The sequence below is a fragment of the Xenorhabdus sp. PR6a genome (assembly GCF_028599065.1).
Taxonomy (GTDB): domain Bacteria; phylum Pseudomonadota; class Gammaproteobacteria; order Enterobacterales; family Enterobacteriaceae; genus Xenorhabdus; species Xenorhabdus doucetiae.
The window spans coordinates 26,295-37,863 of sequence record NZ_JAQRFJ010000035.1 but is presented as its reverse complement, the minus strand read 5'-3'; the positions used below and the strand labels follow the sequence as shown (position 1 = coordinate 37,863).

Genomic DNA, 11,569 nt, shown 5'->3' with positions numbered 1-11,569 from the left:
TAACCACACATGGCTTTTGTAGCTACTTCGCTGCTTGCCGAAGGTTATCCCCTGCAAACAGTCTGCGTTATCCACAACAACGGGGGAAAGTTCATTTCGCTTAAAAATGGTAATCACTTATCCGTTTTCTTTCGCTTTTATTTTTACACATTTCAATCCTTTTATTCACCCATTCCCTGTGTGAAATACCTCCTTTTGTTTTTATGGCTTTTTGCCAGAATTTCAACGCAGTAAGATAGTATTCATCACACTCTGCTTTTACTGCAATTCGCGCTAACTGATGATATTTATCCATGTCAAAACCCCGTTGATATTTTGTACAAACACTGATATTTTTGTTATCATAAATTGCTGTTATATGCAATAAGTTATCGGGTAACAAAAGGACGCACTATAATGACGGCAGATACCCCGCCAGCAATCGAAGTTCCGGCTTGTATGCAGCAAGCCGCAGCCCGCTATCAAATTCCCTTGCGAGGGCTGGTCAGTCTCTGGCTGACCGAGGGTGGGATGCCCGGCATGAAAAACAAGAACAAAAACGGCACCTATGATTTTGGCGCATTCCAGATTAATACTGTCTGGGCGAATCGCCTTTACCGCGATTTTGGCATAACCGAATACCAGTTAACCCACGATTTCTGCACCTCCGCGTACTCCGCAGCCTACATTGTCAAGTTTAATATCATCCGCGCAGGTGGTGATTTCTGGGAAGGTATAGGTCGCTACCACTCCGCCACCCCACACCTTAAAAACGGGTATATTCAACGGGTCTATAAAAAATCTTTGGGGTTCTGATATGCAAAAAGGGATGCCAACGGAATATCTGGTCGGGCTGATTATCATCGCGCTAATTGTCCTGCATGTTCTGCTCTGGTTCGGTGGTTCTGGCAATATTGTCTTTAGCTACAGTTATCTCATGTTCCACTTTTACGACTTCATCCTGCCGTCTTCCGGGTTCCGGGATACTACGCTTGCCATGCTTGCCAGTGCCGGGCGCTATGCCGAAACGATGAGTTTTTCTAATTTCTGCACCCTGCTTAATGCCACGGCCTATCCTTTGGTGCTGATCTACCTCCTGCTTTCCGCATGGACTGTCCGAATCGTCTTGCGGTCTAAGCGCTACCGGTTTAACCGCCAGTTCACCTTGTCCCAACTGGCGGCAATTCTGGTGAAGCGTTCGCCCGGTGTGGCTCACATTCTCTCGCGCTATCATGCCTTTCCCGATCAACTACTAAACCACACCGACGAAGAATCCGCCGCACCACTCTCACCACAGGAATTTGCAGAAAAACACCAGTTAGTCACCCGTTCCCGATTGTTCCGTAAACGCCGGGCACAAAAAATTTTTCGCCAGCAGATTAATTTTGACAGTTTCAAAAATGGCAACCTTCACTTCAAACCTTATGAGGCTGCGCTGGCCGCCGCTTTCTACCGGGTTAGGGTTCACAATGACCGTCCGTTTGCTCAACAGCTTTTCGATAAACTCAATCTGTCCTGTCTTGAGTCGAAAGACGGCTTTCCGGTATTTGCACCGGTGATGGATGAAGTGAAAGCGGTGCTGACCGGCGCTCAGGAAGACAATGAACGCCCTTCCTTTCAGGTGTGGGTTAAGGGCTATCGAAGCACCCGCACCTGCCTGTACGCCCTGCTTGATGCTGATTTGTCGCTACCGCCTGCACAATTTCGCTGGCTGAAAGGACTGGACAGGCCGCTCTGGATGGCGCTATCCAGCGTCGGACGAGGTAAAAAGTTCGTCGAAGGTGCAGGCATCATTGCATTCAGCCAGACCGAAACATGGCTTAAAACTGAGGCACACAAAACCCCGGCATATCAGGCTCTGGCCGCTACCGTGCGGGCAGCAGCTAACGGCCTTGAGCGTGAACTCGCCGCCACTGGAGAAACACAACGCCCTGTTTTCGAACGCCCTAAAGGGCAGGTTCTTCTGCATGATGCACTGGCACGACATCTGATATTACAACCTGAGCCTGTTAACTCCCCGGAGGTAATGGCTGACATAAACAACACAGAACCGAAAGCGCAGCCAACACAGGCAAATCCGCCGGCTTCCGCTGAGCCAGCACCATTCGACGAATTCTAGGGGGTATTGAATTGAAAATTTCCATCACCAAATCCACCCTTTTGCTGCGTTTCGGCGGCAAGGCGACAGTCAGTAAAACGGTATTGCTGCCGTTGTCCGGTGTGGTGTTTACACTCAGCCGGGACGACAATGGGATGTATTCCCTTGTAGCAGACAGCGCTATCGGGCATACGGTACTGCTGCATTTTGAAAACGAGTATGATGCTATCCGGTCGCTGCGCCGCATTAATGGCGCGTTACGCCGTCACATCTGGACAGATAAGGGCACTTGCCTGTTCCGTCTCATATTCTGGCCGCTTGCGGCAGTGGCATTAATTGTGTCGCTCAATGGGGCAATGATGAATCTGCATACCGCTGCAAGTTCCCCTGCACTGACGCTGAATCAGCCCCCAACCGTACCAACGCAACAATTTACCCAGCCAGCTTCGCAACCTCAGCCCCCTGCCCCTCAACTGATACAGGCACTGGCGCAGGCGGCAAAAAGCGGCAAATTCACCGTATCACTGTCGCAAGGGAAACCACATACGTTGTATGTATTTTCTGATCCACTCTGCCCTCATTGCCGCGCTTTTGAGCCTACTCTGGAGCGTCTGACGGCTGATTACAACATTGAGGTATTCCCGGTATCTTTGGTCGGCGACGACGCCCAAATAACGAAATCAGGAATAATTAACCAGTTTGTCCTGACGGCTGATAAAAACGAGCGCATACAGCGCTGGAAAAAAGTCATGATGGGAGAGGTATCAGCAGCAAACGACGCGCCGCAATCGCAGGAAATAGCAGAACGGGTTAACGCCAACAATCAGGCGTTTGGTCTGCTTGGCTTCACTGGCACACCGTCCGTCATGACGGAAGACGGCAAAGAAATATCGCTGGATGTGGTTAAAAATCCTGAGCAACTGGCTGGCTATTTCAACAATTAACGCAGGGTAACGAGTGGTATTTGACCTATGGCCTACGAAGATGAAATCGTTGTTGCCTCAAATCACGATCCGATAGCTGACTGGTTTATTACACCGCGTTGGCTGGTTTCGTACTGTGTGCTATCTGCACTGTTGGCGCTGATATATCCGGCTTTTCTGCTGCTGCTGAGCGCTATTCTGGTGTTCTGGCTGGCTGCATACTCGACGCGACGCGATCCGCCTCCACTTCGTCTGCCTTTCGATGCAGAGATGATTGACGAATCGCTGACACGCGAAACAGCCGAAGAAAAGCGCCTCATGGGACTCCGGTGGACAAACAAAACCTATCGCGTCTCGCCCGCTGACGGCGTAATGTTTATGGGACATGAACGCGGAAAACCAAACGCACAAGAAATATGGCTGACGATGGCCGATTTGCTGCGTCATGCCGCTCTGGTCGGCACCACCGGCTCAGGTAAAACCGAAGTGTTGCTGTCGTGGTATGTCCATGCGGTGCTGCATTCCAGCGGCGATATTTACATGGACGGTAAGGCTGACGTGCGCCTGCCATTCATTTACTGGTGTCTGGCGCGGCGCTGGGGTCGTGAAGAAGACGTCTACTTTGTTAACCTGCTGACCGGTAGCGAAGACAAACACCAACAGATCATTGATAACACACACCGTAAAACGCGCTCCAACACCGTCAATCTGTTCGGCACCGCATCACCGACTTTCATCATCCAGCTTGTCGAGTCCATGCTGCCACAGGCAGGCTCCGAAGGGGCTATGTGGCAGGAGTCCGCCAAGAGCCTGATTGAAGGGCTGATTAACGCACTGTGCCACAAGCGTGCTCGCGGTGAATTGCTGCTCTCTCAGCAAAGCCTTAAAGAATACCTGCCGTTGCCAAATCTGGTTGCCCTGTACAACGAAGCGTTGAAAAATAACTGGCATAAAGAGGGCTATATGTCGCTGGAATCCTATCTGGCTAACCTGCCCGGCTTCCAGCTTGCGTTGCGTGAACAGCCTGAAAAATGGGATGCTGACGCTTTCAAGCAGCACGGATTTCGCTCCATGCAATTCCTGAAAACGCTGGCACTTTTTACCGAAACCTACGGTCACGTTTTCCCGGAAGACAGCGGCGATATTGTGATGCAGGATATTTTGCATAACCAGCGCCTGCTGTGCGTCATGATCCCTTCCACTGAGCTATCTCGCAGCGAAACAACAACGCTCGGCAACCTGTTTATCAATATGCTGCGTATGAACGTCTCGCGCGATTTAGGCAGCGACATCGAGGGCATGGCCGAAGACGTGTTACTGGCAGAGGCCAAAAAAGCCCGCTTTCCGTTTCTGGTGCAGGCTGACGAACTCGGCCAGTATTTTGCGCCGGGGCTGGACACGCTCATGGCACAAATGCGTTCACTGAAATACAGTGGCGAAATCAGTACGCAGGACATCCCCGGTCTTGAGCGCAGCGCCAAAAGTGAAACTGCCTCTGTGCTGGGTAATACCCGGCTTAAATACTGTCTGTCAATTGAAGATCCTGGCAAAACCTTTGAGGTATTCCGCGATGTGATGGGGCAAGGCGCAGTTGCAGAAGTTAGCCAGATTCAGGACAAAAGTGGCATGTTCTCCAGCGCCGGTCAGGTCTCTGACACCTACCATGTGAAAGATAAAGATCGCATTACGATGCGCGAACTGCGTGGCATGGCAGAGGGCGAAGGGGTGATGTCACTGGAAGACCGTCTTGTGCGCAGCCGTGCATTCTACATCCCGGACGATGAAAAAATATCGAAAACCCTGTCAGTCAGAATCAACCGGTTTGTCGAAGTGCTACCGCCGACGACTAAAACAGTGATGGAAATCTACCCCGCTCTGATTGAGCGAAAACCCCTGCCCTTTGATTCGCGCATTTCTGGTATATCTACGTTGTGGGAAGGGCTGGAAAAAATCCATACCATGCGGAAATACGTGCCGCCGGAAGAAATGGGGATTTGCCTCTTTGAATATGCTGCCGAGTTTTTCGCACAGATGGAAGTGATAGACGCTCCATGCTATGCGCAAGAGCCGGAAGAAGAATTTACTTCATTAATAGGATGATTTATGAGTACATTATATCACTTTACGAGCGTCGAGCTACTACATGCCATTTTAAGCTCACAGGGATTAAATAAAGGGTATGTACGCCTTGTGGATGGACAATTTTTATATGGCTATACATGGTTAACAACATCGCCCTTACCTTATGGTCATGGATTAGTTAACGGTACAGAAGAACTTACTGAGCACAATAAAGAATTCATGCGACAGGCCAGTCGGGACTCCCTGACATCTGATAAAATAAGAGGCACGCTAAATAAACAGGCCATAAGAATAACAATCAACGATGACTGGCTAAAAAATCAACCTGAGTTCGAATCATATATTAAATTAATGAGAAAACTCAACCAGCCAAAAGACTACATAAAAATGTTGGGAGTCGAAGGTTTAGTCGATACAAACAAGCTTAATGACAGACAACTTCTGCGATGGATGAAAAGCGATAAAACGAAAGAGAAAACATGGTATGTGTTTAATGGCGTCATACCAAAAGAGCAGTTTATATCAATAGATTTCAAAGAATCAGAATATAAATATGTTCCTTACTCATTCGAAAGGCATGGAAGAAAAATAATGGAAGACAGTGGTTTTTTCTGCATCTCGGAAAATAAGCTGCACGAACTAAAAACAATAACAAAAAGTTCTCTTATAGACGGGAGTGTTTTTGCACTATGTCCAAATCTTGATTTAGAACCTTGCATTGCCTTTCGTTGTGACGAATATACCTTAACGGTTAGTCTGAAAGATTTCAGCCTGCTTGTCAAAGTAGGTTATGCAGACGCAATTGAAAAGGACGTAGGAGTAATAGTCGATTGGGTTAAGCAGGAACATGAAACGCTTTCTTTGTTGTACCAGCAAGCCAAAGAGAAATACATATATAACAGCAGAAATGATTAAGACACACAATAACCTGATACAAATAACTATGATTGTATAGGTGAGTTTTTGAAAGATTATTTAGTTAATCCCACACGATGAAAATGCTTAACAGAAATAGTGTTGTTATCATTAAACGGTTTGCAGTAAAAACTTTATTCTGGCCTGCCTGCCCTCTTGATGATGATCATTGCTTTGACCGCATCATGAGGGCTGATGTTATAGACATGGCTTTTCAGGATAGACACGCCTTGTATCTACACAGGGCGGATCGAAATAATTCTGATACTCAACGCATAAAAAATTCGCTTAGAAAAGCCGCTATCCAACTGGTTATTTTGGTCGCTGATGTAACTCCAGAAGTCGCAGAAACTATACTAAACAAGTGGGACACCTCTGAGCCTGTGAACGGAGAATATGCTCAAGGCTCATATGACTATCTTCTACGGAAACAGTAAAATAAATAATGTGTAATATTACACATTATTTATTTTACTAGCCTAATGACATCCAAGATTTTGCGCTTGCCGCTTGCAACCCCAACTTGCGGCTTTACTGGGCGGAAAAGCCGAACCAGTACAGTCGAAAGCGAAAAAGTAAGCTACTATGGATAGCCCGGACGAGGCTGTATTCCAGAATCCGAAAATTTCGGCGGTTCCGGCTTACACAAACGGAAAGAGGATAACTGAAAATGCGGACGGTTTTTCCTGTCAAATACTATAAAGATGAGGGATTTGTTGAGCGCAAAATCGAGCTTGACGATAATGATCTTCAGGAAATTATTCAGGACTGGCTGATTGATAATACCGATTTTGAATTTGATGAGGTGGAAGTTGTCAATCTGCGGCCTATGAATATCTGGCTTCATGCCAAATGCCGTAAGTATCTTGACCCCGACAAGCCAGAACATGAGCAATGGGGGGATGCTGAAATACAGGTATCCGGCGATTATGACGGGAATCCGACACCATAATTAGCATAATCAACAAGATAGGCTATAAAGGTGAGACTTTTGGAGGAAATGTGCACAGACTGGTTCAATCCAGCCAGTGTGTTTTTCTGGCACCCAACCGACGAGCCAGCCGTGCAATTTCATCAATACCATACTTTTTCAGCGATGGAGGACGTTTGTTCGCCACCTGAGCTATATCACAGGCTGTATTCCAGGCTTTCCCGCGTTCGGTGCGTAGCGCTGTCAGCGCATCAATAAGCAGGGCGATTTCCTCACAATCTAGCCCCTTGATCGGTTCTTTATCAAATTTGCTCATGATGACCTCACAAGTCTTAGACAAATATGGCCTATACACCGGAAAAATCTGGGGTTCCGGCATAGAACCCCATCTACATTTTAGATGATTACAACTAACCAACAACAAAATGATATGTAATATTACACATCATTTTTTAACTGGTGGTCTGCCTGCTTTGGGGCTGTTACTGCGAATTTCTTCGGCTATATTTAACCGTTCTTCATTAGAAATGCGGTCTAGTGCTACTAATCCAGCCCGAAAAATTTCTACCCGGCTCAGTGTCAGTTTTTGCTGTAAACCATCCGAACGTTCTAAATCATCGTTTGTTAATGACAAATTAACTCGCGTGACAACTGCCCCGGACTGGGGCTTATGTGCTGCTGTACTAACAAATTCACGCAATGTTGTTTCACTGGCACGTTCGTTAGTTGCTATCTTCTGGGGTAATTTAGCCATAGTCAGTTACGCCTGTTATTTAGTGTGTAATAATACACATCATTCTAGCACAGTATCCCTGTTTCTTTGAGTAGTAACTCCAGTTCCCCTCGCGCTTTATTCCCCTGTTTATCGTTGTACTCATGAATTCCCATTCCGCAGTTATACGCATGTTTGTGCGCTTTTCTGTAATAAATGCGCTGGCGAGGGACAGGCAGCCAATCAGGATCATCATTAAGCATTTTTCGTAAATCTGTAGCTTCTGTATCGCGCGGATCGGTAGTGCATTTATTCAGAACAATCCATGCCTGTAAATTAGTATTTAGCCCAGACTGAGCCGTTTTTACATCATTAACCATACGAGCAAGTGTGTTTATTTCAACCTGAGCACCGGGTTCTACAAACGTTAAAAGGATGTCGGCTACAGCCAGCGCTTTGCGAAACTCTGCTGATTTTCTTCCCGGAGTGTCCATCAGTACGAAATCATGTTTTGCAGCTAACTTCCGTGCTCTTTCAGGAATGTCTGTATAGCATTCGTGGTACTCAACTGGAGTTAAGTCTGCATTATCTTTCCGGTCACTTAACCAGTCGAAGATAGTGCGCTGATCATCACATTCCAGAATGCAACATTTCTTACCTCGCATCATAAGGAAAGTAAGGATAGACAGGAGCAAAGACGATTTACCTACTCCACCTTTATGACTACCGACAGCAATAATTTTTCCCATATCCCCTCCATAATGGTGTGTAATATTACACATCTTATATAAAGCATATCCACTATCTAAATAACTGTCAATGTTATGGTGTGTAATATTACACATTATTTGCAATTTTCTTTATTTCCGTCTAATTACAATGAGTTAACTAATTACAGCGCCTGATTGCTCTCTTTTTATGCCCGTCAGGGCATGGGAGGCGCAAAGCGCCGGAAGCCCCGCAGCGAAGCGAGGACGAAAAAAGCGTTACGGCTTTAGCCGTGACAATCCCCCCTTCCTGCTAAGCCATAACGAACTAACAGCGATGTGAGAGCGGTTGTACGCGGTCGGAGTGGTCACGGCAAGGCAAAGCCGCAGCCGTGGCGTATCTCCGCCTTAGCGACCGTTTACGGGCGCTTAGGAGCGTGTACTCATAGCGCAAAGCAACACTACTGACAGCGGTGCGACATTATAGTTACAACATCCATCTAAAAGCGGCACTGTTCCCCGGCCAAAGGCCGGGGGCGGCGCGGCTTTTCAGGTGGGTGAGGTGTGCGCAGTTTCGTTGGGTGTCTCTGGGCTGGTTTTTTTCTGAGCGGCGCGGCGGATGCCGCTGCAAGCGAAGGCATTATCAACAGGTTTGTTTCTCGTTACTTATTCTTTTTCTGTTAAAGGAATTAAAAGAAGTAAAACAGTGAATTTGCGTCTATTCCTGATGATTGCATCTTTATATCACTCTGCGTTTGCATTTAAGTGGGGATAAATTACCGATGCATCCGGTTTACAGGGACACAATCATGTTCAGGGGGCGGGGTAGTGGGTTGATCGTATGTTTTTTAAGCGCCAGTTTCGCACAGACGCGGCAAATCCTCCGGCTGCGTATGGCCGGATAAGGGTGGGTTCACTGAGGGATCAATGCGGAGGCGCAGTGGCGAGCTTTCTCATGGCCGCATAGCGATGCTCGACCTGTCTTTTAAGTTCAACATGTCCCATCGCGGTCAGTTCTTCCTGCGTGTAGAGTTTAACGAGGTCATTAAGGATTTTGGCCTGTGCCTGCTGCTTTTCCATCACGGCAAGTTTTCTGGCCTGACGTAGCTGCGTTTTGAACGCGCGTTTTTTGGCTCGTATTTCAAATGCCGTCTGGATATGCCTGACCTTTGCCCGTCTGCGGGCTTCGGTCAGTGAAATAGCCTGTTCGCCTTGTTCTTTCAGCCCTTTGTTTTCCCATGCCAGTTGCTGCTGTTGTGCTGCTTCATATTTCCCGTACTCGTAACCTATCAGGGTAAAAAACAGTTCAGATACCCATATCAGGTTCGGAATCCATGAGCCGGTTGTCTCGTCCCATACCCGGTCGCAATGGATTGCACCAATGGCTTCTAGGTGCTCGTTAATGGCACGGCTGGCACGACTGTAGCAGGGCGTTCTATCCTTATTGTAGGTGGTCAGACCGCAACTGTCGGAGATTTGCGCCAGCGTCATATACACTTTGCCGGTAACAATATTGAGACGATCTGCAAAACACACACAAATCGCGTTTACCGCACGCGCACGGTGCTTATTCATCGCACGTTCTTTCGGCAATCGCTGATGGGTGATGGCATGGAAGCGATCTGCTGTACGCCAGATAGGGTGTCTGGCCGGGTTAGATGTTTCAGCCGCTTTACGTAAAGCTGTGATGATACGCGGCGGATTGGCGCATTCTTTAGGTGCAGAATAGACAGGATTGGGGTTCGTAACGTAACAGTTACGCCATCCTTTGCGGGGAGAATTATCTGGGGTAAGAATGTTAAAATCAGTCACAATATTCTGCGCGTATATTGCGCAGAAAGAGCACTTTTAGAGACTTGCAAAACGTTGTACATGTCACTATACTCCACCACATAGAGCAATAATTCTATGTAGTAACTTTGTGTAGCCCCGTTATTCTGTGTTCTTCCTCCAAGTCGAGACAGATTACGGGGTTTTTCTTTTTGGGCTTCATCCTAACGAATCCACCCTTCCTTTAGCGCACTTCCGGCTGCGCAGTACCAGTAATGTGGTTGAATCTAGCACTCGAATATTGATACGTCAAGAATTCATGGTATTACCATTTACTGTCATCTTCCAGATAATCAATCATCGCATGACTGATCGCGTCCTTCATGGGAACACCTTTCTCAGCACATCGCTTTTTAAAATCTTCTACAACTGTTCGTGGCACAAGCGCCCTAACGAAAACATGAGATGATGGCTGAGATGCTTCGTAGCGTTTGCTGTACTCTGTATTTGTTAATGGACTACCTTTCCGGTACTCTCTTTTTCGCTTTTTTTCTTGTTGGTCAGACATTGTTCAACCCGCCTCAATAGCATTGACCAGACTCAACATTGTAGCACACTCCCTAAAATTTACCTTTACTTTTAGGTGGATAACGTTCAATTGATTACCTTTCCCATATACGCATTTAGTTGCTCTACCTACCTCATAACTTGACAGGCGAGAGCGAGTGTTAACTCCTTCAACACCAAGCAGTTCCGATAGTTTTTCCTGGGATAAACCTGCGGCTATCCGAGCCTCTTTAAGTCTTTTTGGCACCATGTAAATAAACCCCCTTTGGGAGTTTCATCTTACAAGGCTCAAGACACTATCATGACGACAAAATGAATCGACTGGTTTTTTTTGCATACATCCGTGTTATTATCTAGCCCTGACCTCGCGTTTCTAAGACCACCAAAGCAGAACATCAGAAACCAAAATCTTGTGCCGACACCAGAAAACCACCTTAAAAACAACAAAATTAAGTAGGCGTTTCTGCAAATGAATCGCCTACTTAATTAATTGCTCTTGCCATTAAACCGTCACCGCTCGCCGCAGCCGAACGACCGAGCGCAGCGAGTCAGTGAGCGAGGAAGCGGAATTTCACCGACATTGCATATCGCTCGTTCCTTCCAGTTCTTCCAGAGGAACGATTTCCAGCACCTGCTCACCGCGCCGTTGCGCCATGATCTGATTGTCAACCTCGCGGTCAATCAGCCAGCCTTTACGTTTCATCTTCTCGCGCCATTGGGTATACCCTGGCTTGCGGGTGGCGTTGATAACTCCCTGATTACGAGCATTCAGCATAGTTACAAACTCTTCCGTAGGTTTGTAGTAAAACCTATCTCTTTTAGCCCTTAATAATGGGAGGCTTGCTAGGTGGAAAAACCATTCTAATACAAACGAGTGATTACCAT

General features: G+C 47.0%; 14 protein-coding genes and 1 pseudogene. 7 read left to right on the top strand and 8 right to left on the bottom strand.

Annotated elements, in window-relative coordinates; genetic code table 11:
- Positions 1–100: 100 nt before the first annotated feature.
- Positions 101–295 (bottom strand): ANR family transcriptional regulator, encoded by a 195-nt coding sequence (locus tag PSI15_RS11010; RefSeq protein ID WP_273583574.1) that lies wholly within the window; start codon positions 293–295, stop codon positions 101–103.
- Between the two features lie 101 nt (positions 296–396).
- Here PSI15_RS11010 and PSI15_RS11005 point away from each other — a divergent pair, with 101 nt between their 5' ends.
- The 7 genes from PSI15_RS11005 (at position 397) to PSI15_RS10975 (ending at position 6,949) form a co-directional block, all read left to right on the top strand.
- Positions 397–795, top strand: a complete 399-nt coding sequence (locus tag PSI15_RS11005; RefSeq protein ID WP_273583573.1) for a lytic transglycosylase domain-containing protein — start codon at positions 397–399, stop codon at positions 793–795.
- Between the two features lies 1 nt (position 796).
- Positions 797–2,098 (top strand): secretion/conjugation apparatus DotM-related subunit, encoded by a 1,302-nt coding sequence (locus tag PSI15_RS11000; protein WP_273583572.1) that lies wholly within the window; start codon positions 797–799, stop codon positions 2,096–2,098.
- Positions 2,099–2,109: 11 nt separating this feature from the next.
- Positions 2,110–3,021, top strand: coding sequence for a thioredoxin fold domain-containing protein (locus PSI15_RS10995; RefSeq protein WP_273583571.1), 912 nt, complete (start codon positions 2,110–2,112; stop codon positions 3,019–3,021).
- A 27-nt stretch (positions 3,022–3,048) separates the two neighbouring features.
- The gene (locus PSI15_RS10990; RefSeq protein WP_273583570.1) at positions 3,049–5,100 is read left to right on the top strand and encodes a conjugal transfer protein TrbC; all 2,052 of its coding nucleotides are present in this window, start codon (positions 3,049–3,051) and stop codon (positions 5,098–5,100) included.
- Between the two features lie 3 nt (positions 5,101–5,103).
- Positions 5,104–5,997, top strand: coding sequence for a hypothetical protein (locus tag PSI15_RS10985; RefSeq protein WP_273583569.1), 894 nt, complete (start codon positions 5,104–5,106; stop codon positions 5,995–5,997).
- Between the two features lie 77 nt (positions 5,998–6,074).
- On the top strand, positions 6,075–6,434 hold the full coding sequence (locus PSI15_RS10980) for a hypothetical protein (protein ID WP_273583568.1): 360 nt from the start codon (positions 6,075–6,077) through the stop codon (positions 6,432–6,434).
- 233 nt (positions 6,435–6,667) lie between these two features.
- On the top strand, positions 6,668–6,949 hold the full coding sequence (locus tag PSI15_RS10975) for a hypothetical protein (protein WP_273583567.1): 282 nt from the start codon (positions 6,668–6,670) through the stop codon (positions 6,947–6,949).
- Positions 6,950–7,013: 64 nt separating this feature from the next.
- Here the strand turns inward: PSI15_RS10975 and PSI15_RS10970 are convergent, their stop codons facing one another.
- The 7 genes and pseudogenes from PSI15_RS10970 to PSI15_RS10940 form a co-directional block, all read right to left on the bottom strand.
- Positions 7,014–7,244 carry a hypothetical protein gene (locus PSI15_RS10970; protein WP_273583566.1) on the bottom strand — a complete coding sequence of 77 codons (231 nt, stop codon included), beginning with the start codon at positions 7,242–7,244 and terminating at the stop codon, positions 7,014–7,016.
- A 129-nt stretch (positions 7,245–7,373) separates the two neighbouring features.
- Positions 7,374–7,682 carry a hypothetical protein gene (locus PSI15_RS10965; RefSeq protein WP_273583565.1) on the bottom strand — a complete coding sequence of 103 codons (309 nt, stop codon included), beginning with the start codon at positions 7,680–7,682 and terminating at the stop codon, positions 7,374–7,376.
- 44 nt (positions 7,683–7,726) lie between these two features.
- On the bottom strand, positions 7,727–8,389 hold the full coding sequence (locus PSI15_RS10960; RefSeq protein WP_273583564.1) for a ParA family protein: 663 nt from the start codon (positions 8,387–8,389) through the stop codon (positions 7,727–7,729).
- An 882-nt stretch (positions 8,390–9,271) separates the two neighbouring features.
- The gene (gene repA, locus PSI15_RS10955) at positions 9,272–10,159 is read right to left on the bottom strand and encodes a plasmid replication initiator RepA (protein WP_273583563.1); all 888 of its coding nucleotides are present in this window, start codon (positions 10,157–10,159) and stop codon (positions 9,272–9,274) included.
- A gap of 283 nt (positions 10,160–10,442) precedes the next feature.
- Entirely contained in the window at positions 10,443–10,685 is a 243-nt protein-coding gene (locus PSI15_RS10950; RefSeq protein ID WP_273583562.1) for a RepB family protein, read from the bottom strand.
- Positions 10,686–10,808: 123 nt separating this feature from the next.
- Positions 10,809–10,934: pseudogene (locus PSI15_RS10945) on the bottom strand (helix-turn-helix domain-containing protein); the annotation flags it as partial.
- A 321-nt stretch (positions 10,935–11,255) separates the two neighbouring features.
- The gene (locus PSI15_RS10940; protein WP_273583561.1) at positions 11,256–11,459 is read right to left on the bottom strand and encodes a hypothetical protein; all 204 of its coding nucleotides are present in this window, start codon (positions 11,457–11,459) and stop codon (positions 11,256–11,258) included.
- Between the last annotated feature and the right edge of the window lie 110 nt (positions 11,460–11,569).